This window comes from Roseateles toxinivorans (genome assembly GCF_004362525.1).
Classification (GTDB): domain Bacteria; phylum Pseudomonadota; class Gammaproteobacteria; order Burkholderiales; family Burkholderiaceae_C; genus Paucibacter; species Paucibacter toxinivorans.
Genome location: NZ_SNXS01000012.1, coordinates 19,328 through 41,847, shown reverse-complemented (window position 1 = coordinate 41,847; position 22,520 = coordinate 19,328). Strand labels below are relative to the sequence as shown.

General features: G+C 68.2%; 20 protein-coding genes. 8 read left to right on the top strand and 12 right to left on the bottom strand.

From position 1 onward, the window contains the following. Positions 1–65: 65 nt before the first annotated feature. Positions 66–1,646: an ABC transporter substrate-binding protein gene (locus tag DES47_RS25370; protein WP_133703575.1), complete on the bottom strand. Its 1,581-nt coding sequence runs from the start codon at positions 1,644–1,646 to the stop codon at positions 66–68. 120 nt (positions 1,647–1,766) lie between these two features. Continuing rightward, complete coding sequence (speB, locus tag DES47_RS25365; protein WP_133703574.1) at positions 1,767–2,690, bottom strand: agmatinase; 924 nt, start codon at positions 2,688–2,690, stop codon at positions 1,767–1,769. 133 nt (positions 2,691–2,823) lie between these two features. On the opposite strand from speB, the gene DES47_RS25360 reads away from it, so the two are divergent. Together DES47_RS25360 and DES47_RS25355 are read left to right on the top strand one after the other, a co-directional pair. Beyond that, complete coding sequence (locus DES47_RS25360; protein WP_133703573.1) at positions 2,824–3,750, top strand: histone deacetylase family protein; 927 nt, start codon at positions 2,824–2,826, stop codon at positions 3,748–3,750. Positions 3,751–3,756: 6 nt separating this feature from the next. Further along, entirely contained in the window at positions 3,757–6,447 is a 2,691-nt protein-coding gene (locus DES47_RS25355) for a bifunctional acetate--CoA ligase family protein/GNAT family N-acetyltransferase (protein WP_133703572.1), read from the top strand. Positions 6,448–6,455: 8 nt separating this feature from the next. Here DES47_RS25355 and DES47_RS25350 read toward each other — a convergent pair whose 3' ends face one another. From DES47_RS25350 to DES47_RS25340, 3 genes are read right to left on the bottom strand one after another with little or no spacing between them, the layout of a single operon-like run. Continuing rightward, on the bottom strand, positions 6,456–7,325 hold the full coding sequence (locus tag DES47_RS25350; protein ID WP_208115116.1) for an N-acetylmuramoyl-L-alanine amidase: 870 nt from the start codon (positions 7,323–7,325) through the stop codon (positions 6,456–6,458). Beyond that, positions 7,322–8,164 carry an N-acetylmuramoyl-L-alanine amidase gene (locus DES47_RS25345; RefSeq protein WP_279537347.1) on the bottom strand — a complete coding sequence of 281 codons (843 nt, stop codon included), beginning with the start codon at positions 8,162–8,164 and terminating at the stop codon, positions 7,322–7,324. The genes DES47_RS25350 and DES47_RS25345 overlap by 4 nt, the downstream gene beginning before the upstream one ends. Further along, entirely contained in the window at positions 8,161–9,120 is a 960-nt protein-coding gene (locus tag DES47_RS25340; protein WP_133703571.1) for an N-acetylglucosamine kinase, read from the bottom strand. Before DES47_RS25340 ends, DES47_RS25345 begins: the two co-directional genes overlap by 4 nt. Positions 9,121–9,312: 192 nt before the next feature. Between DES47_RS25340 and DES47_RS25335 the strand changes: the two genes are divergently transcribed. Together DES47_RS25335 and DES47_RS25330 are read left to right on the top strand one after the other, a co-directional pair. Further along, positions 9,313–10,077, top strand: a complete 765-nt coding sequence (locus DES47_RS25335) for a PEP-CTERM sorting domain-containing protein (protein WP_133703570.1) — start codon at positions 9,313–9,315, stop codon at positions 10,075–10,077. Between the two features lie 96 nt (positions 10,078–10,173). After that, positions 10,174–10,530: a hypothetical protein gene (locus tag DES47_RS25330; protein ID WP_133703569.1), complete on the top strand. Its 357-nt coding sequence runs from the start codon at positions 10,174–10,176 to the stop codon at positions 10,528–10,530. Here the strand turns inward: DES47_RS25330 and DES47_RS25325 are convergent, their stop codons facing one another. From DES47_RS25325 to DES47_RS25315, 3 genes are read right to left on the bottom strand one after another with little or no spacing between them, the layout of a single operon-like run. After that, a complete protein-coding gene (locus DES47_RS25325; protein WP_133703568.1) occupies positions 10,531–12,054 on the bottom strand; it encodes a glycoside hydrolase family 10-like protein in 1,524 nt (507 codons plus the stop codon). It lies immediately after the preceding gene. Further along, positions 12,051–13,325, bottom strand: a complete 1,275-nt coding sequence (locus DES47_RS25320; protein WP_133703567.1) for an MFS transporter — start codon at positions 13,323–13,325, stop codon at positions 12,051–12,053. Before DES47_RS25320 ends, DES47_RS25325 begins: the two co-directional genes overlap by 4 nt. A gap of 35 nt (positions 13,326–13,360) precedes the next feature. Next, positions 13,361–14,257 (bottom strand): N-acetylmuramic acid 6-phosphate etherase, encoded by an 897-nt coding sequence (locus DES47_RS25315; RefSeq protein ID WP_133703566.1) that lies wholly within the window; start codon positions 14,255–14,257, stop codon positions 13,361–13,363. Between the two features lie 183 nt (positions 14,258–14,440). Here DES47_RS25315 and bufB point away from each other — a divergent pair, with 183 nt between their 5' ends. From bufB to DES47_RS25295, 4 genes are all read left to right on the top strand, one after another. Continuing rightward, a complete protein-coding gene (gene bufB / locus DES47_RS25310) occupies positions 14,441–15,271 on the top strand; it encodes an MNIO family bufferin maturase (RefSeq protein WP_133703565.1) in 831 nt (276 codons plus the stop codon). Next, positions 15,268–16,044: an HvfC/BufC N-terminal domain-containing protein gene (locus tag DES47_RS25305; RefSeq protein WP_133703564.1), complete on the top strand. Its 777-nt coding sequence runs from the start codon at positions 15,268–15,270 to the stop codon at positions 16,042–16,044. Before bufB ends, DES47_RS25305 begins: the two co-directional genes overlap by 4 nt. Before the next feature lie 81 nt (positions 16,045–16,125). Then, a complete protein-coding gene (locus DES47_RS25300; RefSeq protein WP_243748460.1) occupies positions 16,126–17,055 on the top strand; it encodes a GGDEF domain-containing protein in 930 nt (309 codons plus the stop codon). A gap of 72 nt (positions 17,056–17,127) precedes the next feature. Beyond that, positions 17,128–18,216 carry a DUF3616 domain-containing protein gene (locus DES47_RS25295; protein WP_133703563.1) on the top strand — a complete coding sequence of 363 codons (1,089 nt, stop codon included), beginning with the start codon at positions 17,128–17,130 and terminating at the stop codon, positions 18,214–18,216. A 9-nt stretch (positions 18,217–18,225) separates the two neighbouring features. Here the strand turns inward: DES47_RS25295 and DES47_RS25290 are convergent, their stop codons facing one another. Genes DES47_RS25290 through DES47_RS25275 form a run of 4 tightly spaced genes read right to left on the bottom strand, consistent with a single transcriptional unit; the run spans position 18,226 to position 22,520 of the window. Continuing rightward, a complete protein-coding gene (locus DES47_RS25290) occupies positions 18,226–19,395 on the bottom strand; it encodes a HupE/UreJ family protein (protein WP_133703562.1) in 1,170 nt (389 codons plus the stop codon). Further along, positions 19,379–20,518 (bottom strand): tetratricopeptide repeat protein, encoded by a 1,140-nt coding sequence (locus DES47_RS25285; protein WP_133703561.1) that lies wholly within the window; start codon positions 20,516–20,518, stop codon positions 19,379–19,381. The genes DES47_RS25290 and DES47_RS25285 overlap by 17 nt, the downstream gene beginning before the upstream one ends. 3 nt (positions 20,519–20,521) lie before the next feature. Next, a complete protein-coding gene (locus DES47_RS25280; RefSeq protein ID WP_133703560.1) occupies positions 20,522–20,794 on the bottom strand; it encodes a hypothetical protein in 273 nt (90 codons plus the stop codon). A 10-nt stretch (positions 20,795–20,804) separates the two neighbouring features. Next, positions 20,805–22,520 carry a DUF4331 domain-containing protein gene (locus DES47_RS25275; protein WP_133703559.1) on the bottom strand — a complete coding sequence of 572 codons (1,716 nt, stop codon included), beginning with the start codon at positions 22,518–22,520 and terminating at the stop codon, positions 20,805–20,807.

Sequence of the window (22,520 nt, the reverse complement as noted above, 5' to 3'; positions counted from 1 at the left end):
GGCCGCCCCAAGCCGGCCCGCGCCCCCTCGGGGGGCCGCACCATGTACTCGTGGGGCGAGGGGTTTCATCTTCGATACACGTTCTCGAATTCCACGCTGCCATTGGGCGCCATGACAAAACCTGTCACCTCGCTGCGCAGCGGGATGTAGACGGACGAGTGCGCCATGGTGATCCAGGGCCGCTCGCGCTTGAAGATCTCCTGCGCCTGCTCGTACAGGGCGACGCGCTTCTTCGCGTCGGTGCTGGCGCGGGCCTCGTTGACCAGCCGGTCGAACTCGGCGTTGCAGAACTTGATGCCGCTGGGGTTGGCGGCGCAGGTCAGGTTGGGGCTCAGGAAGTCGTCGGCGTCGCCGGTGTCGCCGGACCAGCCGCTCATATAGACGTTGTGCTCGCCGCTGTTGGCGCGCTTCAGGTACTCGCCCCACTCATAGCTCTTGATCGTCGCCTTGACGCCGATCTTGGCCCAGTCCTGCTGGATCATCTGCGCCATCAGCGCGCCATTGGGATTGGTGGGCCGCGCCACCGGCAGCGACCACAGGTCCAGCGCCAGCCCCTTGGCATGGCCGGCCTTGGCCAGCAGCTGGCGGGCGCGCTCGGGGTTGAATTCGTTCTTCAGCTTTTTGTTGTAGCCCGGGATGGACGGCGGAAAGGCGCTGACCGCCTGCATCGCGTCGCCGCGCGGGAACAGGGCCTTGAACAGCGCATCGCGGTCGATCGCGATGTCCAGCGCCTCGCGCACCTCGCGCTGGTCGGTGGGCGCCTTCTTCAGATTGAAGGACAGGTAGGAGATGTTCAGCGCCTGCGTCTTCATCACGGTGACGCCGGGCTTGCCATCCAGCGCGCTGACATCGACATCGCGCAGCGGTGCCGTCACATGGCATTCGCCGGCCAGCAGCTTTTGCACGCGCACGCCGGGCTCGCGGCTCATCGTGTAGATCAGCGCCTCGGTCTGCTGCGGCTTGCCCCAGTAGTCGCTATGGGCCTCCATGCGCAGCACATCGTCCTTCTTGTAGGACTTGAAACGGAACGGGCCGGTGCCTATGGGCAGGTTGTTGATGTCGGGCGCCTTGCCGGCCTTCAGTAGCTGGGCTGCGTACTCGGCCGACTGGATACCGCCGAAGGACATCGCGAAATAGGACAGGAAGGTGACGTTGGGCACCTTCAGCCGGAAGCGCACCGTCATGTCATCGACGCGGTCCATGCCCGCCAGCATCTGTGCCAGGCCGAGGTTGTGCGGATAGACGAAGGTGGCCGGAAAGGCCACGTTGAACGCATGCTTGGCCTCGGTGAAGCGGCCGAAGGTGAACAGCACGTCGTCGGCGTTCAGGGTGCGCGTTGGCGTGAAATAGGCCGTCTTGTGGAACTTCACGCCCGGGCGCAGGCTGAAGGTGAAGGTCCTGGCATCGGGCGAGACTTCCCAGCGGGTGGCCAGGGCCGGCTCCAGCTCGGTCGTGCCGCGCTTGAAGCCGACCAGGCCCTGGAACATCTGGTTGTTGACGTTGCTGGTGCTGCTGGTGTCCCACAGCCCGGGGTCGAAGCCCTCGGGGCTGGCGTCGGCGCAGTAGACCAGCGGCTTGGCCTGGGCGCTCAGGGCCAGCAGCAGGGCAGCGGCGGCAAGGACGATGGGACGGCAGATGGGCTTCATGGCGGGGCAGGGCAGCAAGGAGGGCCCATTGTTGAAAGGGCGACATCCGATCAACAAGTGAAATGGCCGGTTCTGTCGATAACTATAGGTTATGGGGATTCGCGGGAACGCTACCCCAGCCTATGCCCTCGCCGCTATGCGCCCGCACAGATAGGTCCAGACGAACTGGGCGGCCGCATAGCTGGTCAGCTCGGCATGGTCGTAGGGCGGGGCGACCTCGACGCAGTCCATGCCGACGAAGTTCAGGTCGGCCAACTCCTCCAGCAGGCTGAAGACCTGGTTGGTGCTCATGCCGCCGGGCTCGGGCGTGCCGGTGCCGGGGGCAAAGGCCGGGTCCAGGCAGTCGATGTCCAGGCTCAGATAGACGGGCGGGTGGCCCAGCGCCGCCATCCGTTCGCGCACCGCGGCAAGCACGGGTGCCAGCTGAGCCGGGCTCTCCAGCCCGCGCAGGCTGCGCGCGTCGAAGATCTGGCCGCCCTGGTCGCGCACGTACTCGCGGGCCTCGCGCAGACCGGCCGAGCGTATGCCGAACTGGACGAAGCCCTCCCGGATGACCAGGCCCTCCTGGATCGCCTCGTAGACCCAGGTGCCATGGCCGCTGGGCTCGCCGAAATGGTCTTCCCAGGTGTCGCAATGGGCGTCGAAATGGATCACCGCCAGTGGCCGGCCGAGGTGCGCCTTGTAGGCGCGCAGCAGCGGCAGGGTGATCGAATGGTCGCCGCCCAGCCAGGCCATGTGATGGCCGGCAAGCAAAGACGGCAGCAGCGGCATCATCGCCGCCCGCATGCCGTCGAGGCTGGTGTTGGGCAGGGCCAGGTCGCCGACATCGGTGAGCATGGCCTCGGGGCTGCAGTCGAAATGCGGGTGCGTGCCATCGCACAGCATATGGCTGGCCTGGCGGATGGCGCTGGGGCCGAAGCGGGCGCCGGGGCGGTTGGTCACGCAGCCGTCCCAGGCAATGCCGGCGATGGCATAGGGCTTGCCGCCCTCGCCGGCAGCGACCTTCATGAACGTGCTGTTGCTGTGAAAGGCGAAGTTGGACATGGGTATTGGATGCAATGGATGGCCGGGCCACTGTACCAAGCCGGCTTGCCATTTGTCATGGTCGGGTCAGCTGTCGCGGCATAGACTGGCCCGAGCGCCCGACCCTGACCACAGGGCGCGACCGGAGACAGCCATGCTTGCCGCCTACATCACCCATGCCGACTGCGCGCGCCACGAGATGGGCGCCCACCACCCCGAGTGCCCTGAGCGGCTGGGTGCCATCAATGACCACCTGCTGGTCAAGGGCCTGCTCGACTACATGCTGCCCTACGACGCACCGCTGGCCACGCTGGACCAGCTCTCGCATGCCCACTCGTCGCTCTATGTGCGCGAGCTGATGGATGCCTCGCCAGCCGAAGGCCATCACCAGGTGGACCCCGACACCAGCATGAACCCGTTCACCCTGCAGGCCGCGCTGCGCGCCGCCGGGGCCGCCGTGCTGGCCACCGATCTGGTGCTCAAGGGTGAGGCTCCGTCGGCCTTCTGCTGCGTGCGCCCGCCGGGCCACCATGCCGAGCGCGGGGCGGCGATGGGCTTCTGCTTCTTCAACAATGTCGCCGTCGGCATACGCCACGCGCTGGACGTGCACGGCATCGAGCGTGTGGCGCTGATCGACTTCGACGTGCACCATGGCAATGGCAGCGAGGACATACTGCGCGACGACGAGCGGGTGCTGATGTGCTCGATCTTCGAGCGTGGCCTCTACCCCTTCTCGGGCGAGGAGGACCAGGCCCGGAACATGGTCAACGTGCCGCTGCCGACGCGCTCGGGCAGCGAGGCCTTCCGCGCCGCCGTGACCGGGCGCTGGCTGCCGGCGCTGGAGGCCTTCCGGCCGCAGCTGATCTATGTCTCGGCCGGCTTCGATGGCCACCGCGAGGACGATATGGGCAATCTGGGCCTGGTCGAGGCCGACTATGAATGGGTCACCCGGCAGCTGATGGACGTGGCACGCCGCCATGCCCAGGGCCGCGTGATCTCCTGCCTGGAAGGCGGCTATGTGCTGAGCCCCTTGGCGCGCAGCGTGGCCGCCCATGTGAAAGTGCTGATCGGAGCCGACTAGAAGTCTATGGACAAGCATTACCTGACCCCGCTGTTTCAGCCCGAGGCCATCGTCGTGTTCGCCGGCCGGGCCGATGATCCGGCCTCGCTGACCCCCCATGCTCAGGCCCTGCACGCGGCTCTGCGCGCCCAGCGCTACACCGGCACCCTGCAGTTCCTGGACATACACACCACCGGCACCCTGGCCGATCTGGCTCAGGCGCGGGCCGACCTGGCCATCATCGCGCTGCCGCCCGAGGACCTGGCCGCCGCGCTCGAAATCGCGGGCCGGGTGAGTTGCCGAGCGGCGCTGGTCATCTCCAGCGGCATCGGCGCGGAGCAGGCGGCCGAGCTGAAGAAAATAGCCCGCCGCGAGGGCGTGTTCCTGCTGGGGCCCAACTGCCTGGGCCTGCAGCGCCCGCAGCTGCAGCTCAATGCCAGCGCGGCCGGGCCGCTGGCCCGGGTGGGCTCGCTGGCCCTGGTGTCTCAGTCGGGGGCGCTGACCGCCTCGATGCTGGACTGGGCCAGCAACAATGCGGTGGGCTTCTCGTCGGTGGTGTCGCTGGGGCCCAATACCTCGGTGGACATCGCTCAGGTGCTGGACTTCCTGGCCAACGATGCGCAGACGCACAGCATCATCGTCTACCTCGAAGGCATCTCCAACGCGCGCCGCTTCATGAGCGCGCTGCGCATGGCCGCCAATGCCAAGCCGGTGGTGGTGCTGAAGGCCGGCCGCCGGCCGGCCGGCAATGAGGCGGCGCAGACGCACAGCGGCACCATTGTCGGCAGCGACGACGTCTTCGATGCGGCGCTGCGCCGGGCGGGTGCGGTGCGCGTGCGCTCCTTCGTCGAGCTGTTCTCGGCCGCCAAATGCCTGGCCTCGCGCTACCGGCCGGTGGGCAAGCGCCTGGCCATCGTCACCAATGGCGGCGGGCCCGGCGTTCTGGCCGCCGACTGGATCAACGAGATCGCGCTGGACCTGGGCAAACTGTCGGCCGACAGTGTGGCGGCGCTGAAGCCGCTGCTGAACGGACATGCTTCGTTGGCGGACCTGATCGACCTGTCCGAGGAGGCCACGCCCGAGCACTACAAGGCGGCGATCGAGGTAGCCTGCCGCGACCGGGCCATCGACGGCGTGCTCGCGATCTACTCGCCCAAGGTCGGCGGCGACGCCTCGGCCGTGGCCCGCGCGCTGGGCGAGATCAAGCGCAGCATCGGCAAGCCGCTGCTGTGCTGCTGGATGGGCGACGCCACCGTGCAGGCGGCGCGAGTGATATTGAACGAGGCCGCGATACCGAGCTTTCGCACGCCCGAGGCGGCGGTGGGGGCCTTCGGCAATATCGCCTCCTTCTATCAGAACCAGCTGCTGCTGCAGCAGACGCCGCCGCCGCTGTCCACCCTGGCCAAGCCCGACATCGAGGCCGCTCGCCTGGTCATCGAGAGCGTGCTGGCCGAGCGCCGCAAGGTGCTGACCGAGATGGAGTCCAAGACCCTGCTGTCGGCCTTCCACATCCCGGTCACCAACACCATACTGGCGCGCAATGCCAACGAGGCGATGATGATCGCCACCCAGCTGGGCTTTCCGGTGGCCTTGAAGATTGCCTCGCCCGACATCAGCCACAAGTCCGATGTGCAGGGCGTGGTGCTGAACCTGGCCAGCGGCACGGCGGTGCGCGACGCCTACAACGATATGGTCGAGCGGGTCGGCCGCCTGCAGCCGCAGGCGCGCATCAACGGCATCACGGTGCAGAAGATGGCGCGGGCCCGGCGCGGGCGCGAGATCTATATCGGACTGGTCAGCGACGAGCCCTTCGGCCCGGTGATCGTGTTCGGTGCCGGCGGCACGATGATCGAGCTGATCAATGACCGCGCGATGGAGCTGCCGCCGCTGAACCAGTTCCTGGCGCGGCGGCTGATCGAACGCTCCCGCGTGGCCGAGACGCTGGGCGAATGGCGGGGTGCTAGCGCCGTCGACATGGACGCACTGGAGCAGCTGCTGCTGCGCGTGTCCGAGATGGTCTGCGAGCTGCCTCAGCTGCGTGAGATGGACATCAACCCCATCATCGTGGACGAGTCGGGCGCGGTGGCCGTCGATGCACGCATCGTCATCGACAACGCGCCGCAGGCGGTCAGCGGCCGCTCAAGCAACTACGGCCATCTATCGATACTGCCGTATCCGGCGCGCTACGAGCAGAACTGGCCGCTGCCCGGTGGCGGAGAGTACGCCGTGCGGCCCATCCACCCGGACGACGCGCAGATGCTGCAGGACCTGGTGCAGCAGCTGTCGCCGGAGAGCCGCTATTTCCGCTTCGTCTCGTCCATGGTCGAGCTGCCGCCGTCGATGTTGGCCCGCTTCACGCTGATCGACTACGACCGCGAGATGGCCCTGGTGGCGGTGGCCAAGGAGCGGGTGGCCGGCGCCGATGGCGAGATCAGCGAGACCGAGCGCATCGTCGGCGTGTCGCGCTACATCACCAATCCGGACCAGTCGAGCTGCGAGTTCTCGCTGCTGGTGGCCGACGACTTCAAGGGCCGCGGTCTGGGCTCAAGGCTGATGGAAAGCATCATGGACGTGGCCCGCGAGAAGGGCCTGGCCGAGATCGAGGGCCTGGTGCTGGCCAACAACCCAGGCATGCTCAAGCTGATGCGCGGCCTGGGTTTCACCGTCAAGCCCTTCGAGGAAGACCGCGACTTCAAGCTTGTCACGCATGCGCTCTGAGCGCCTGGCTACCAGCGCGAGGTCCAGGCCTTGGCGCCCGGGTCCGAGGGGCTGGGCTTGAGCATCAGCATGCCGCCCGGCGAGGTCGTCGCGTAGAGCAGGGCGGCGGTCTCGGCGTCGGGCTGGCCCGAGATATTGCCGGGCCGGTACTTCATCTGGAAGGTCGAGATCACGTTGCGGGTCGAGACATCGAGCTCGCCATGCAGCGGCACGGCGAAGCCGTGGTCGGCCAGCCTGCGCTGGAACCAGGCCACATCGGGCAGCTGCAGCTCGAACTCCGGCCGCTTGGCGTTGACGACGATGGTGTCGGGCCAGGGGATCAGGCCCTCTTCCGCCAGGCGCTTCCAGGGGAAGTTCGGCCCGGGGTCCTGCTTGTACTGCGGCGACACATCGTTGTGGCCGAGGATGCGCTCGGGCCGCACCTCGTGGCGCATGGCCACTTCCTTGACCAGGGCGATCACCTCGTCGATCTGCCGGGGCGAGAACGGCGCATAGACGCGGCCCGCGGGGGTGTCGGTGTAGCCGGGATTGACGATCTCGATGCCGATCGAGCTGGCGTTCAGGTTGCCATGGCTCTTCCAGTGGCTGGGGCCGGCATGCCAGGCGCGCCGGCTCTCGTCCACCAGGCCATAGATGCGCACCGGTTCATCACTGACCAGGTAGTGGCTGGAGACCTGACCCTGGGTCAGCGTCTTCAGGGCGCCGGGGAAGTTGCCCACCGTGTAGTGCAGGACGATGAACAGCACCCGGCTGTCCTGGCCGGTCGCGCTGTAGCTGCGGTCCACCAGTACGCCCCTGGGCGCGCTGGCGCAGGCGCTGAGCAACAGGGCTGCGGCGAGGCAGGCGGGGCCGGCGAGGCTTTTGATCGAAGGTGTCATGGCTTGAAGGGTGTGCCGTCCTGCATCAGCAGGCCGCCGGGCGTGGTGATCACGTCCAGCAGCGCGGCGGTCTCGGCGTCGGGCTGGCCATCGTAGCGGCTGTTGCGGTACTTCATCTGGAAGGCGGCGATGACGCGCAGCGTCGCGGCATCGAGCTCGCCGGTCTGCGGCACGGCGAAGCCATGGCTGGCGAGCCGCTGTTGGAACCATTTCACGGCCGGCAGTTGCTGCTCGTAGGCCGGGCGCTGGCGCGCGACGGCGGCGCCATCGGGCCAGGGTATCAGCCCGGCATCTGCCAGCTGCTTCCAAGGGAATCGCGGGCCTGGGTCGACCTTGCGCTGCGGCGCGATATCGCTGTGCGCGACGATGCGGTCGGCTCTCACCCCATGGCGCCTGCCGATGGACCTCACCAGCGCAATCACCGCGTCGATCTGCGCCTGAGGGTAGGGCGTGTTCCAGATGAGGCCGGTGGCCGTCTTGATCGGGGCCGGGTTCACCACCTCGATGCCCACCGAGGCGGCATTCAGACTGCCGAACTGGCCCCAGCTGCTGACCCCCGCATGCCAGGCGCGCTGATCCTCGTCCACCAGGCGGTAGACGGTGGGCGGCGTGGCGTCCACCAGGTAGTGGCTGCTGACCGGACCCTCGGTCAGTATGCGCAGCGAGTCCTCGAATCCCTCCTCGGTGGCGTGGATGACGATGAACTGCACCCGGCTGTCCTGGCTCGCGGCGCTGAAGCGGGTGTCCAGCGGCGGCATATCGGCCGGCGGCGTGGCGCAGGCGCTGAGCGCCAGGCAGGCAATGGCCAGGGTTCGGCGCGGCCAGGGGCTTGTCGTCATGTGGTGGGTTCCAGGGTGAGCGCGAGCCGCGCGGCGGCGCGTTGGGGCGCCAGATCGGCTTGCAGGGTGAGGCCAATCTCGTCGGGAAGGGCCTGGCGCATACCCTGGGCCACCAGGGGGTGCAGCTGCTGCACACGCCCGGCCAGCAGCACCGGCCGCGGGCCGAAGCGCTGCAGCAGGCAGTCGGCCAGCCGGCCCAGCTCTGCCCCGGCACGCAACAGCAGCGCGGCGGCGGCGGGATCGTCCTCGGCCGAGGCCGCCACCTGCAAGGCCAGCTGGCCGATGGCACCGCGCTCGCTGCCGTAGATGAAGCGGCGCGACAGGGCCCAGTCGCTGCCGCCCAGCTGTTCGAAGATGCGCCGCGCCATGGCTGATGCGCGCCAGGCACCCGGCTGGCTGTCCTCGGCGCGCCAGATCTGTGCCAGCGCCTGGCAGGCGATCCAGTAGCCGCCGCCCTCGTCGCCAAGGGCCGCGCCGCGGCCGCCGGCGCGGTGCAGCAGGCCCTGCGCGTCGATGAAGGCGGCAATGGCGCCGGTGCCGGCATAGACCAGATAGCCCTGGCCAGGCGCATATGCGGCGCGGCAGGCGATGTCCATATCGCTGCGGCAGGTGACGGCCCGGGGCGGCAGCGTCAGCGCCTGCGCCAGCAGGGCCCGCATCTGGCCAAGTGCGGCCGCATCGGTGTCGGGCAGGCCGGTGAAGCCGGCATAGGCGCGGATCGGAGCGCCCTGCTGCAGCACCTGGGCGGCCAGCTGATCCAGCGTCAGCCGCAGCTGTTCCAGCCCGGCACCGCTGGCCAGCTGCATGCCGCTGAGGCCGGCCACATGGCCCTCGGCCACCACGCATCCGCTGCCGGCCTCGGCCAGCGCCCAACGGGTCTGTGTGCCGCCGGCGTCCAGGCCCAGGCCCAGCGCGGCAACGCTCGGCGAGGGGGTGGGCTCGGTGCCAAGGCTCATGCCCGGATTATGGTCAGCCGGCCCGTGCGGCCCATAGCAATGCGCGGGTCGGGCATAACCTCGGCGCATGCGGCCGGCGACTCGGCGTCGTGGTCGTTCATGAGCCGACCGGCCCATCGCGCGGACCCGCTGCTGTCATACACAGCCAGAAGAATGCGGACTCCGATCCAACCCCTGCGTACTGGAGCTGCCATGACCTCGTCGTCCGTTCGATCCACTTCCCGGCTGGCCCTGACCGCCGCGCTTGTGCTGGGCATGTCGCTGGCCCAGGCCGGCGGCTTTGCCGAGGATTTCGACAGCGGACTCGATGGCTGGAGCAGCGCCGGCGATGTCAGCGTGATGGAGCTGTCGGGCTACCGGTTCGCGGCGCTGGGCACGGCCTCGTTGGACGGGGCCGACGATGCGCCCTATCCGGCCGGCGCGCTTAACTTCAGCGGCAAGCCCCTGGCGGCGGCCAATCTGGACGGCGGTCTGGAAGCCGCGGCAGGCCTGGCCTTCGGCGCGCTCAACCTTGATGCCACCCGCCTGGCCACTGAAGGTTCGGTGCTGAAGCGCAGCTTCCAGGTTCAGGCCGGACAGACGCTGAGCTTCGACTGGCTGCTGGCCACCAATGACCAGGGCCCCGACTTCGGCCTGGACCTTGCCTTTGTCGTGGTGGACGGCCAGTTGATCGGCCTGGCGCGCGCCAGCCAGGCGGGGGGCAATGATGTGCCGCCCTTCCAGCGTGACACGGGCATCCGCCAGTTCGAGTATCGGTTTCAGCGCAGCGGCGAGATCGGCGTGGCCTTTGGCGTGGCCGACGTGGGCGACACCCTGGCCAGCAGCATGCTCGCCATCGACAATGTGAGCATCAGCCCGGTGCCGGAGTCACAGGCCTCAGTCTTGCTGCTGGCCGGTCTCGCGGGTTTGCTGGGCTGGGCTCGTCGCCGGACCTCGGTAGGCGTCCGTAAATGCTAAAATCGAGGGTTATTCGGGGGCACAACCGTCCCCGGTGAAACAATGGCCCGGCTCGCAGCGCACGCGAGCCCGGGCTCTGCCCGAGGATGGTCCCACGTGCGCGTCGCCGATGTCAGGTCCTTGCCCGCGCCACTGCAGCTGTACCGGCAGGAGGTGCAACAACGCTTTGTGCAGGGCAGCCCGCCCCCAGTCCAACTGGACACCACCGCCCTGGCCAGCTCGCCGATACGCGAGCGCAATGCCGCGGCCGCGCAGGACCTGCTGAATGGCGTCAAGCCGGCCGGCGCGTCGGCCGCGTCGGTCAAGCTGATGCTGACCCCCGCCTACTCGCGCAACCAGGTGCAGATCGTCGATGAGCCCGGCCTGCGTATCCGCGTCGAGCTGGGGCCGATGATGTGGAACCAGATCAGCCGTGGGGACAGCCTGGGGCACTTCGTCGATACGTTCGCCTGATCAAGGCTGCAGCGCATAGCCGGCGCGCAGCCCTTCCTGGCCGATCCGATTGATCGCCGACACGACGATGGCATCGAGCCCGGCCGCCGGCAGCAGGGTCTCGGCCTGGGTCAGCAGCCGGAAGCTCCAGCGTCCGTCCTGATGCAGCCAGGCCGCATGGCGCCGTGCCGCGGGCCGCAGCCTGAGCCGCCACTGGCCATCGGCGGCCGCGCTCACCGTCAGCACCGTGGCATCGGGTAGCCGGTCCGTCAGCCACGGCGTGGCCGGCACCAGGGCCGGTTCGGCATAGGGCCCGGCCTTCAGCGCGTCGGCCAGGCCCTTGCGGTTCTGGCTCAGCGCCACCATGCTGAAGTGGGCGTGGCCGGTGCCGGGCCGTTGCTCGCGCACCAGGGCGATCTGGCTCAGCACTTCATCGGGCTGCCAGCTGTCGGCCTTGTCGGTGATGCGGCTGGTGAAAAGGCCCGGCCAGACATGCCGGCCCTTGGGATTCAGGCCGTGCCAGGCCTCCAGCAGCGGCGCGAAGGCTTGGGGCCTCTGCGCGATCGGCCAGTAGAGCTGGGGCACCAGATAGTCCAGCCAGCCCTCGGCCAGCCAGCGCTCCACATCGGCATAGAGCTTGTGGTATTGGCTGAAGCCGGTGATGCCCGGCGGGCGCAGATCGGGCCTCGGCAGGCCGAAGGGGCTGATGCCGAAGCGCACCCAGGGCTTGGTCTGGCGGATGCCGTTGTACAGCCGTTCGATCAGGTCATCGACATTCCTGCGCCGCCAGTCGGCGCGGGTGAGCATGCCTCCGCCGTCCAGATAGCGCTGCCAGGAGGGTTGGTCGGGGAAGTCGATCTCCGCCTTGCTGGGGCTGGAATCGTTGATCGGGTAGGGATAGAAGTAGTCGTCTATGTGGATGCCGTCCACGTCGTAGCGCTGCAGCACGTCCATGAACACGGCCAGCGTGTGGTCGGCGGCGCCGGGCTCGCCGGGGTCTATCCAGAGCTGGTCGCCGTAGCGCTTGACCCAGTCCGGCTGCGTCTGGCTCAGGTGCGTGCCGGCCAGCGCCGAGGTGGCGCTGCTCTGCCGCGCACGGAAGGGGTTGAACCAGGCATGCAGCTCGATGCCGCGCCGGTGCGCCTCGGCTATCCACAGCGCCAGCGGATCGTAGCCGGGCGACTGCCCTTGCGTGCCGGTCAGGTACTCGCTCCAGGGCTCGAGGGCGGACTCGTACAGTGCGTCGGCGCTGGTGCGTATCTGCAGGATGATGGCGTTGAGCTTCAGCGCGGCCGCCTGGTCCAGCAGGGCAAGCACTTCGGCCTGCTGCTCCGCGGCACTCAGGCCCTTGCGGCTGGGCCAGTCGATATTGGCCACCGTGGCCACCCAGGCGGCGCGGAACTCGCGCGGCGCGGGCGGGGGCAGGTTGGCCAGCTCGGGCGCTGCCACCCAGCGCGAGCCGGCAAGACCCGGCCCCGTGGTGCAGGCAACGAGGCCGGCCGATGCTGCGCCGGCCAGCAGCGCACGACGTGACATGGCGCTCATTCGGGCACCTTCTTGCCGAAGCCTTCCGGGATGCGTATCAATGCCGCCATCGCGAACGAGGGCAGGGTGGCGACCAGCACCCAGACGAAGAAGGCCAGATAGCCCAGCTGCTGCTGCAGCCAGCCGCTCCACATGCCGGGCAGCATCATGCCCAGGGCCATGAAGCCGGTACAGATCGCGTAATGCGCCGTCTTGTGGGGGCCATCGGCGACCAGAATCATGTACATCAGATAGGCGGTGAAGCCCAGGCCGTAGCCGAACTGCTCGACGGCCAGTGCGAGGCTGATCAGGGCCAGGCTGGTCGGGTGGGTGGCGGCCAGCAGCACGAACACCGCATTGGGCACATGCATGACCAGTATCAACGGCCACAGCGCGCGTTTCAGCCCCACGCGCGAGATCACCCAGCCGCCCAGCAGGCCGCCCAGGGTCAGGGCGGTCAGGCCCACCGTGCCATAGGCAATGCCCACATCGGCGGTGGACAGGCCCAGGCCGCCCTGCTCGACCGGGTCGAGCAGAAAGGGCGTGGCCAGCTTCAGTAGCTGCGCCTCGGGGAAGCGGTAGAGCAGCAGAAAGCCCAAGACCACCACGATGCCCGGCTTGCGGAAGAAGGCCGCAAAGACGCGGAAGAACTCCCGCACCAGGCCGCGCGCCTCACCGGCGCCCAGGCCGCGCGTGTCGGCCGCCGGCCGGGGCAGCAGGAAGTGGTGGTACAGGGCCATCAGCGCGAACATGCCGGCCAGCACCCAGAACACGATGCTCCAGGCCAGCTGCATGCTGCCCGTGCGCTCCTGCAACATGCCGGCCAGATAGACCAGGCCGCCCTGGCCGCCGATATTGGCCAGGCGGTAGAAGGTGGAGCGCACGCCGACGAAGGCCGCCTGGCTGTGCTGAGGCAGGGCCAGCATGTAGAAGCCGTCGGCGGCAATGTCGTGCGAGGCCGAGGCGAAGGCCATCAACCAGAAAACCGCCAGGCTCATCTGGAAATAGGCCGGGCCGGGAATCGTCAGCGCCACGCAGGCCAGCGAGGCGCCGACCGCGAACTGCAGCGCCGCGATCCAGGCCCGCTTGGTGCCGAACAGCTCGATCAGCGGCGACCACAGCGGCTTGATCACCCAGGGCAGATAGAGCCAGCTGGTGTACAGCGCGATGTCGGTGTTGGACACGCCCAGGTTCTTGTACAGGATCACCGACAGGGTCATCACCACCACATACGGAATGCCCTGGCCGAAGTACAGCGTCGGGATCCAGCGCCAGGGATTGGGGGTGTTCATGTACGGTGTCGGTCGGGCAAGGGCCGGGGCTTGCCTCAGGGGGATGGGTCTCCAGATGTTAGCGCCTGCCGCACGCTGCCCGAGACGGCGTCCAGGCGCTCGCGGGCGGTATCCACGCCGATGCCCAGACGGATCGCCACGATGGCCACCTTGACGTGGAAGTCGCAGCCCTGCAGTGTCGCCATCGCGACGGCCTCATCGCAACCGGCGGCGCGCATTGTCAGGGCCACGGCGCGCTGCAGCAGCTTGGCGTTGCTGGCCTTCAGGTCCACCATCAGATTGCCATAGACCTTGTTCAGCCTGACCATCAGCGCGCTGGAGAAGGTGTTCAGTGCGATCTTCTGCGCCGTGCCGGCCTTCAGCCGCGTGCTGCCCGAAATGACTTCGCTGCCGGTGTCCAGGGTGATGCCGATATGGGCCTGCCGGGCCACCGGAGCGCCGGTGTTGTTGGCGAAGCCCAGGGTCAGTGCGCCGGCCTCGCGCGCAGCCTGCAGCGCGCCCAGCACATAGGGGGTGGCGCCCGAGGCGGCCAGCAGCAGCACCACGTCCCGCGGGCCGACCTTGACGGTCAGCAGGTCACGCCCACCCTGCGCGGCATCGTCCTCGGCGCCCTCGACGGCCACGAACATCGCCCCCGCACCGCCGGCAATGAGGCCCACGGCGCGCTCATGCGGCCAGGAGAAGGTCGGGTAGAGCTCGACGCTGTCCAGCACACCCAGGCGACCGGAGGTGCCGGCACCGGCATAGATCAGCCGGCCGCCGTCCAGCATGCGCGGCAGTGCCGCCTCGACCGCCCGTGCCAGGTCAGGAGCAGCGGCGCGCACGGCGCTCACCGCTTCGAGCTGATCGTCCACCAGGGCGCTGACCAGGTCGGCCACCGGATAGAGGTCCAGGTCCGGATGCTGGCTGCTGGGAGTCTCGGTCTTGAGCATGGAGTCCTTGGCTGAAGAACGGTCGGGGTGGGGCCGGAATGCCTGCACTCTAGGGCCAGGCACCGGGTCTTGCCAATGAATGCCGGCTTTGGGGGCATAACTCCAGGTGATCCGGCGCACTGTAAGGAAAGCCGCGTCCGGCGCGACTGGCATCCAGCACACTACCCGTCACGTACCAGCACCATGAGCAATCCGATCAGCGGCTTCGGCCTGGGCCTGCGCACCGAGCACTACGCCGACTTCGTGGCCGCGCCGCAGCCGGTGGACTGGCTGGAAATCATCTCCGAGAACTATCTGGTGCCCGGCGGCAAGCCCTTGCACTTCCTCGATCGCATCCGCGCCGACTACCCGATGGTCATGCACGGCGTGTCGCTGTCGATCGGCAGCGGCGACGCGTTGGACATGGGCTATCTGCGTGAGCTGAAGGGCCTGATCTCCCGTGTGCAGCCGGCCTGGGTTTCCGACCACCTCTGCTGGACCGGTGTCGATCACCACAATCTGCATGACCTGCTGCCCATGCCCTGCACCGAGGCGGCGCTGCGCCATCTGGTCGACCGGGTGCAGCGCGTGCAGGACTTTCTGGGCCGGCGCCTGGTGCTGGAGAACGTCTCCAGCTATGTGAGCTTTGCCGCGGACGAGATGAGCGAGTGGCAGTTCATTGCCGAGCTGCTGCGGCGCGCCGACTGCCAGCTGCTGCTGGACGTCAACAATGTGTACGTCAGCAGCGTCAACCATCGCTTCGACGCCCTCGCCTATGTCGACGCCATGCCGCCCGAGCGGGTGGTGCAGATCCATCTGGCCGGCCATGAGGACCATGGCGAGTATCTGATCGACACCCACGACCATCCGGTCTGCGAGGCGGTCTGGCGGCTTTACGACTACACGGTGGCGCGGATGGGACCGAAGCCGACCATGATCGAGCGCGACGACCATATCCCGCCGCTGCCCGAGTTGCTGGCCGAACTGGCCGAGGCGCGGCGCCGGCAAGACCTGGCAGTGGCGGTGACGATATGAACCCGGACCTGCTTCAACAGCAGCACGCCTTGAGCCTTTGGGTGCGCGAGCCCGGCTCGGCCGCCCCGGCCCTGCTCAAACCCAAGGGCCGGCCCGAGATCTACCAGAACGCCTACCGGGCCCGGCTGATCGCCGCGCTGGGCGACAACTACACGGTGCTGCAGCGGGCCATGGGCGATGAGGGCTTCGAGACCCTGGCCCTGGCCTATATCGCCGCCCACCCATCGAGGCAGGCCTCGATACGCTGGTTCGGCGATGGCCTGGCCGGCTTCATGGCCGAGCATGAAGACCTGGTGCCGCACCCGGCCCTGGTGGACTTCGCCCGCATGGACTGGGCCCTGCGCGGCGCCTTCGACGCGGCCGATGCTGCGGTTCTCGGCTTGCAGGACCTGACCGTGCTGGCCCCGGACGAATGGCCGACCCTGCGCTTCAAGCTGCATCCCAGCGTGCAGCGCATTGGCCTGACCTGGGCCATAGCACCCGCCTGGCATGTGCTGCGCGACTTCGAACCCGAGACCGGGGAGGACGCGCCCGAGATGCCGGAGCCTGACGCCTCGGACCACACGATGCTGGTCTGGCGCCAGGGCCTGGAGACGCGCTGGCGCTCGCTCGACCCGATCGAGGCGCAGCTGCTGCAGGCGCTGGCCGAGGGGCAGGACTTCGCCACGCTGGGCGCGAGCCTTGCCGAACAGCTGGGTGACGAGGGGCACGCCGCTCGGGCGGTGGCCGCGCTGCTGGGTCGATGGCTGGCCGATGGGCTGCTGCGCCGCTGACTCAGGCTACGATAGGGCGCAGAGTCCTGGTATCCCTGCCCTTTCCAGAATCCGACGCCTTCGAGTCATATGCAGCCAATCATGCCGATGGATCAGATGCACGCCGTGCTGAGCGCGATGCCTGATCTGGTTTTCATTCTGACCCGCTCCGGGCGCTACAGCGCCGTGTATGGCGGCACCGATGCTCGCTACTACCACGACGGCAGTTCGCTGATTGGCATGCGCATCGCCGATATGGTGGTGGCGGAGAAGGCGCAGTGGTTTCTGACTCAGATCGAAGCCACGTTGCAGCAGAAGAATCTGCAGATCGTCGAGTACAGCCTGGCGGGCAGCGACGTCAAGGGCCTGACAACCGACGGCCCCAGCCAGCCGATCTGGTTCGAGGGGCGGGTTCAGGCGCTGCCCTTCCAGGTGGATGGCGAAGACGCCGTCTTGTGGGTGTCGAGCAATATCACCGCACGCAAGGAGCTCGAAGACAAGTTGCGCCTGCTCAGCGAGACGGATCCCCTTACCGGGCTGTACAACCGCCGCAAGCTGATGGCGACACTGGAGGCACAGTTCCAGATCTGCGCCCGCTATGCCACGCCCACGGCCGTGCTGATCTTTGACATCGACCACTTCAAGCGCATCAATGATGAACATGGTCATCAGGCCGGTGATCGTGTTCTCACGGCCGTTGCCCATGTGTGCCGGGCCGAGTTGCGTGTGACCGATGTGGCCGCCCGTCTGGGTGGGGACGAGTTCGTGATACTGATGCCGGAGACGACGCAGGCCCAGGCGGCGCCGTTCGCCGAGCGGCTCAGGATGATGATCACCGAGCTGTTGAAGGTGCTGACGCGCGGGCTGGAGGCCGGCACCGTCAGCGCCGGCCTCAGCGAGCTGCTGGCCGGTGATGCGGGCATCGATGACGTGATGGCCCGCGCTGACCGGGCGCTCTACCAGGCCAAGCGCAGCGGCCGCAACCGCATCGTTCTGCACGACGCCGCCTCGGCGGGCTCGTCGCCGGACTGATCAGCGAGGGCTTGGCGGTCGGCGGGCTGGCGATGCTATCGTCGCTTCACCACTGCTCCGGAGGCCTGCCCCATGCCCAACACCCGCACCGCAAATGCCGCGCGCCTGGAGTTCTTGTCCAGCGCCCTGGTTCACACCAACCTCTCCGGTGCCGCCGTGACAGGGGATTGGCTTTGGGTTGCGGGCGACGAGGCCTGCGGTGTGGATCGCTTGCGGCGGCTCGACCCGGTGGGGGGCGAGGCCCTGCGCTTCGGCGAGGCCTGTGACTTCCCGCTGGCCGAGTTGCTCGACCTCCCCGGTGAACCCGACGAGGAGGCCGATCTCGAGGGCATGGCCGTGGCCGACGGCTGGCTCTGGGTGGTCGGCTCGCATGGACTGAAGCGCAAGAACGTCAAGCCGGGCCGTGACCACGCCGAGAACGCCAAGCGGTTGGCGAAGGTCACGCTCGACGGCAACCGGCGCCTGCTGGCCCGCCTTCCCATCGAGCCCGACGCCACTGGCGCGCCCTGCCTGGTGCGTCTGGCCAAGGATGGCCGGCGCGCGCTGCGGCTGAAGGGCGATGCCGAGGCCAATCAGCTGACCCGCTTGCTCGCCGATGACCCGCACTTCGGGCCCTATATGGCGATCCCGGGCAAGGACAATGGCTTCGACATCGAGGGCCTTGCGGTGAACGGAAATCGCTTGCTGGTCGGGCTGCGCGGCCCGGTGCTGCGCGGCTGGTCGGCGCTGCTGGAGATTTCGGTCGAAGCCCAGGGCGACACGCTGCGCTTGGTGCCACTGGACGAGCGCGGCGCGCTGATGCGCAAGCACTTTCTGCAGCTCGACGGCCTGGGCATTCGGGACCTGCACTTCTGTGGCGACGACCTCTACCTGCTCGCCGGTCCGACAATGGTGCTCGACGGCGAGATCCGCGTCTTCAAGTGGCGCGATGCCCGATCGGTGTTCGCCGCCAACAGCGAGCCGGTGCGTTTCGAGGCGGCGCTGACCGAGTCGGTGGCGCTGCCCAGCGGCCGCGGCAGTGACCGTGCCGAGGCCCTGTGCGATCTGCCGCCGGAACTCACGCGTGGCAAGCCAAGCTGGCTGGTGCTGTACGACGCCCCGGGCGCCGATCGCAGGCAGGGCGAATTCACCGTCTTCGGCGACCTGCTGCGCCACGAGTGAGGGGCTGTTTCAGAACCCCAGCACCGACACATCGGCCGTTCGCTCGATGAACCACAGGCTGCCGACCATGATGGCCGCCATCGAGCCGCCTCCTATCACCCAGCGTGGATAGGCGGCGCGCCGGCGCAGCAGGTAGAGCAGCGAAACCACCGCCAGCACGATCGCCAGCTGGCCCAGCTCCAGACCGAGGTTGAACTGCAGCAGCGCCCAGGCGAAGGTGGCGGCGGGCAGATCCAGCTCCGCCAGCACACCGGCAAAGCCGAAGCCGTGGATCAGCCCGAACAAAAAGGTCACGGCCGCGCGGGGCAGGCGGGAGAACAGCGGCCACAGATTGTCGATGGCAGCCAGCACGATGGTGGCCGCAATCGCCGGCTCGATGAGGGACGAGGGCAGGGCCACCAGCTTCAGCGCCGCCAGCGTCAGCGTGATCGAATGAGCCAGGGTGAAGGCGGTGACGATGCCCACCACCGGCCACACGGCCTGCTTCAGCAGATCGACCGGCCGCCAACCTTGCGGCGTGCGCCGCATCACCGCCGGCAGCAGCAGGCAAAGCAGGAACAGCACATGGTCGTAGCCTGTAGCGATATGGTGCACGCCTTCGCGCAGAAAGCTGGTGTCCAGTGTCGGCTCGGCCAACGGCGGGGGCGCTGCCGCTGCGGCCTGCGTCACGGCCGGTTGCTGAGCCGTTGCCGATGGCCACGCGGCGGGGTGCATCGGGTCCAGCACGCGCAGCTCCGGGCGGCTGCTGCCCAGCGTGATGCGCGCCAGGCCGCGATGGGTCGGATCCACCTCCTGCATCACCGTGTAACGGATCATCGGCAACTCGCTCGGTTGGCAGGGCGATTGCAGGCTCAGGGCGGCATAGACGCCATCTGCGCGCTTCTCCAGGGCGTGGCCGTTGAGCGCCAGCTCGCAGCCCTGCACCTGCAGGCGCGCAACGACGTAGGCGTCGATGGCGGGCCAGGCGGCCCGCACCTCGCCCCAGGTCAGGCGGCCGTCGCCATCGGCGTCCAGGTCCAGCGCGGCATCGAGATCGCGCAGCGCGACGTCGATGCGCAGGCTCAGACCCTGCTCGGTGGCGGCCAACTGCAGATAGGCGTCGCTGGCCTTGTGTGCCCAGGCACCTGCCGGCAGCAGCAGGGCACTGCACAGCAGCAGGCGCTCAACGAAGGAGTTCATGACGGGCGTCCTTCAATCCAACGGTCTGGCTCAACAGAGTTGCTTCCTGCTGCGCTGCTTCCTGGCCGCTGGCCTTGGCGGCCTGCGCCAGCAGCAGCAGGTCGATCGCCTCGCGCTGCAGCTTCACATTGGCACGGGCCAGCTCGAGCGCACGCGCGGGCTGGGCGTCTATCCACAGCGCGAACATCGCCTGCTCGCGGGCATGCGAGGCGGCCGCGCCAGGGCGCTGATTGGCCTGCGCGATGCGTTCGCGCAGCTCGCGCACATCGTTGCGGGCGGCAGGTGCTGAGGTGCGCTGACCTGCGATGGCCAGACGGAGCAAGACCGCGTCGGAGCGCGGCTGGCCACTGAGCAGGGCCAGCGCTTCGGCATCGCGTGACTGCAGCATCAGGAAGTCGGCGAATGACAGCCGCGTGTAGTCATCGCTCTGCGCGCTCAAGGCCGCGCGATAGGCCTGCTCGGCCTGGGCGGAGCGGCCCGCGCGGGCTTCGAGCTCCGCCACGCTGGTGAGCAGCCAGTTGCGCGCGCCACCGTCCAGCCGGGTCGTCAGCAACTGGTTGAAGCGCATGCGGGCGCTGTCGAACTGGCCGCGCAGGCCGTCGTTCTCGGCCTGGCAGGCCTGGGCGTAGAGCGTCGCACCCGCGGCGGTGAGCCCGGCACAGGCGCGGTCCGAGTCGGCATAGCGGCCCTGCACGCGGCGTATCGTGGCCAGCGTCAACCAGGCCTGGGCCATGGCCGGCTGGCGCTGCGCCAGACCCTCCAGCAGCTGGGCGGCCGTGTCGAACTGGTGCAGATACTGCAGCACCGTGGCCCGCATCAGCAGCACAGCGGGCGGTGCGTCCGACGTCTGGGCCCAATGTTGAAGCGCGGCCAGCGCTCGCCCGGCAAAGCGCGGATCGCCCTCTCGGTGTGCCTGCTCCAGATAGTTTCGCGCCAAAGCCACTGCAACGGCGGCATCCCCGGGCTTGGCCTGGTGCTGCCGGCGCAGCGCGCGCTCTTCGGCGCGATCCCCGGCCGGGGCGGCCAGGGTTTCGATCACCTGCGCATCAGAGGTTGGCAGCAGCGGCGCGCCCTGGGCTCCGACGGCCAGGGTCATGCACAGCAATAGCAGGGCGCGCTTCATTGATCAGCCTATCGCCATCGGCTCGGTGGTGTCGCTCAGGGCCGGGTTGAAGGTGGACAGATCCACCGGCTCCAGCCCATCGGCACTGGCCTTGAACAATGCGTCGAGGTAGGCGAACAGCCCCGCCTCGGTGGCGCTGGCGCTCGGCGGCACCTCGGCCGTGACCGGTGGCACGACCACCACCGGCGGCGTGCCCATCACCTCGTCGTCGCTGCCACCGCAGGCGGTGATCACTGCCGAGCTGACGACGATCAATGCAAGTTGGAGTTTGTTCATCTGATGCTCCTTACTTGGTGCCGCCGGTGGGCGTGTACAGATACGGGAAGGTCTGGAACAGCGGCACGGTGGCCTGATCGACCGCGTCGTGCAGTGCTGCCGAGGTGGCACCCAATGGCACCTTGCCAACCCGGCATTCGGAGGTCAGCGTCGTCGACGTCGTGCCCGGGATCACGAAGCTGTTCAGCCCCAGCACATTGGCGTTGTCGCCGGCCTGGATGGCGCCGATGGAGGCATTGCTGTTGATCACGCACAGGCCGCCGGCCACGGCAACAAGCGCAATGTCGACCACATCGTCCTTGGGTCGGCGGCCGTTCGGGAAGCCGGCCAGATCGACCGCATTGGCCAGATTGCCAGCGCCACCGACGCGCAGCACCTCGCCGGCCACTCCCAGGCGGTTCTGCTGGGCGAAGGGCACCGCGGCGATCTTTGTGTTCAGCCGCAGCATCTCGGCCGGAGTCACCGTGCCGGCCGGCTTGTTGACGCCAGCGATGCCGGTCAGGAACACGTTCAGCAGATCGGTGCGGGGCAGATTGGTCGGCGCCAGGAAGGCGGCGTCGCCGGCCAGCGCGATTCCCAGCAGGGCAGGCAGGGTCGGATTCGTCACATAGTCGGCGAACTGCAGGTCGTCCTTGGGCTTGGAGGCGTTGAACCTGTCCTTGTCCGGCAGGCCGATCACCACCTCGTTGACCAGCGGATTGCCCAGGCGCGAGACTTGCGTCCAGGCCCCGCCGGGAATCGATGCGGTCTGGTGGCCCTGCTTGGGCTTGCCGTTGAGCAGGCTGCCCTGGCGCAGGCTGGCCGTGGTCCAGCCGCCAATCACCGGGTCATGGCTCGCGTCGGTCGAGGGCTTGGCGGTCAGGCAGTCCTTGGGAACTTCCAGCGCCAGCGTGGTGATGTTCTTGTCATCCAGATCGCCCTTGCCGGCCGCGCCGATATTGGCCGGGTTGGTGATCACCGCCGGCGAGGCATTGACCAGGTCGAAGATCGTGCCCAGATTGACGGCGAACGGGTCCTTGCGCTGGCCGACGAAGAGCTTGGCCGGCATCGCGCAGCCCGGGATGTCCACCGTGTAGATATGCTTGGCCGCATAGCCGGCGTAGTCGGGAATGGTCTTCACGCCGATGTTGTCCACCGGTTTGTCGAACGTGGCCGAGCCGGCCGTGCCGTTGGGCGAACCGGCCGCCACCTTGACGGCGGCGCGGGTGCCGGTGCGGCGGTCACCGCGCACCACATCGACGCTGAAGCTCTCGTTGACGTTCAGCACCGCCGAGTTGGCCACCGCATTGCTGCCGGTCAGCTGGCCGGCCTGCATCAGCGGAATCGCGACCATCTTGTCGCCTATCGCCAGCGAGATGCCCTTGGTCCCGTTCTTCAGGGTGTTCTTGAAGCGGAACTGGAAGCTCAGGTCTTCGGTGGCATCGCCGTTGTTGTCGATATGGATCTCGTACAGCGCGTTCGGGTCCATCGTGAAGTAGTTCGGGCCGCCGTAGGCATCCTGCAGCGGCAGGTAGTTGGCGATCAGCGTCACGTAGGCGCCGCGGCCGGTCTCGTAGCTGTTGAACATATAGAAGTCGCTGGCGTCGACCTTGGGCGTGGTCGTGATGCTTGGCGCTTCTCGATGGCTGGAGGCCTGGGCCTGGCCGTGCAGGCCGGCGGCGGTGAGGGCGAACAAGGCCGCTGCGAGTGGCAGCAGGCGATGGGGGAACAGGGGCAGAGTCTTCAT

Excerpts from the sequence above, each read along its gene's own strand:
- DES47_RS25275 (WP_133703559.1), bottom strand. The coding sequence starts at position 22,520 with ATGAAGACTCTGCCCCTGTTCCCCCATCGCCTGCTGCCACTCGCAGCG.
- DES47_RS25280 (WP_133703560.1), bottom strand. The coding sequence starts at position 20,794 with ATGAACAAACTCCAACTTGCATTGATCGTCGTCAGCTCGGCAGTGATC.
- bufB (WP_133703565.1), top strand. The coding sequence starts at position 14,441 with ATGAGCAATCCGATCAGCGGCTTCGGCCTGGGCCTGCGCACCGAGCAC.
- speB (WP_133703574.1), bottom strand. The coding sequence starts at position 2,690 with ATGTCCAACTTCGCCTTTCACAGCAACAGCACGTTCATGAAGGTCGCT.
- DES47_RS25320 (WP_133703567.1), bottom strand. The coding sequence starts at position 13,325 with ATGAACACCCCCAATCCCTGGCGCTGGATCCCGACGCTGTACTTCGGC.
- DES47_RS25315 (WP_133703566.1), bottom strand. The coding sequence starts at position 14,257 with ATGCTCAAGACCGAGACTCCCAGCAGCCAGCATCCGGACCTGGACCTC.
- DES47_RS25300 (WP_243748460.1), top strand. The coding sequence starts at position 16,126 with ATGCCGATGGATCAGATGCACGCCGTGCTGAGCGCGATGCCTGATCTG.
- DES47_RS25335 (WP_133703570.1), top strand. The coding sequence starts at position 9,313 with ATGACCTCGTCGTCCGTTCGATCCACTTCCCGGCTGGCCCTGACCGCC.
- DES47_RS25370 (WP_133703575.1), bottom strand. The coding sequence starts at position 1,646 with ATGAAGCCCATCTGCCGTCCCATCGTCCTTGCCGCCGCTGCCCTGCTG.
- DES47_RS25305 (WP_133703564.1), top strand. The coding sequence starts at position 15,268 with ATGAACCCGGACCTGCTTCAACAGCAGCACGCCTTGAGCCTTTGGGTG.
- DES47_RS25325 (WP_133703568.1), bottom strand. The coding sequence starts at position 12,054 with ATGAGCGCCATGTCACGTCGTGCGCTGCTGGCCGGCGCAGCATCGGCC.
- DES47_RS25340 (WP_133703571.1), bottom strand. The coding sequence starts at position 9,120 with ATGAGCCTTGGCACCGAGCCCACCCCCTCGCCGAGCGTTGCCGCGCTG.
- DES47_RS25290 (WP_133703562.1), bottom strand. The coding sequence starts at position 19,395 with ATGAACTCCTTCGTTGAGCGCCTGCTGCTGTGCAGTGCCCTGCTGCTG.
- DES47_RS25285 (WP_133703561.1), bottom strand. The coding sequence starts at position 20,518 with ATGAAGCGCGCCCTGCTATTGCTGTGCATGACCCTGGCCGTCGGAGCC.
- DES47_RS25345 (WP_279537347.1), bottom strand. The coding sequence starts at position 8,164 with ATGACGACAAGCCCCTGGCCGCGCCGAACCCTGGCCATTGCCTGCCTG.
- DES47_RS25360 (WP_133703573.1), top strand. The coding sequence starts at position 2,824 with ATGCTTGCCGCCTACATCACCCATGCCGACTGCGCGCGCCACGAGATG.
- DES47_RS25355 (WP_133703572.1), top strand. The coding sequence starts at position 3,757 with ATGGACAAGCATTACCTGACCCCGCTGTTTCAGCCCGAGGCCATCGTC.
- DES47_RS25295 (WP_133703563.1), top strand. The coding sequence starts at position 17,128 with ATGCCCAACACCCGCACCGCAAATGCCGCGCGCCTGGAGTTCTTGTCC.
- DES47_RS25350 (WP_208115116.1), bottom strand. The coding sequence starts at position 7,325 with ATGACACCTTCGATCAAAAGCCTCGCCGGCCCCGCCTGCCTCGCCGCA.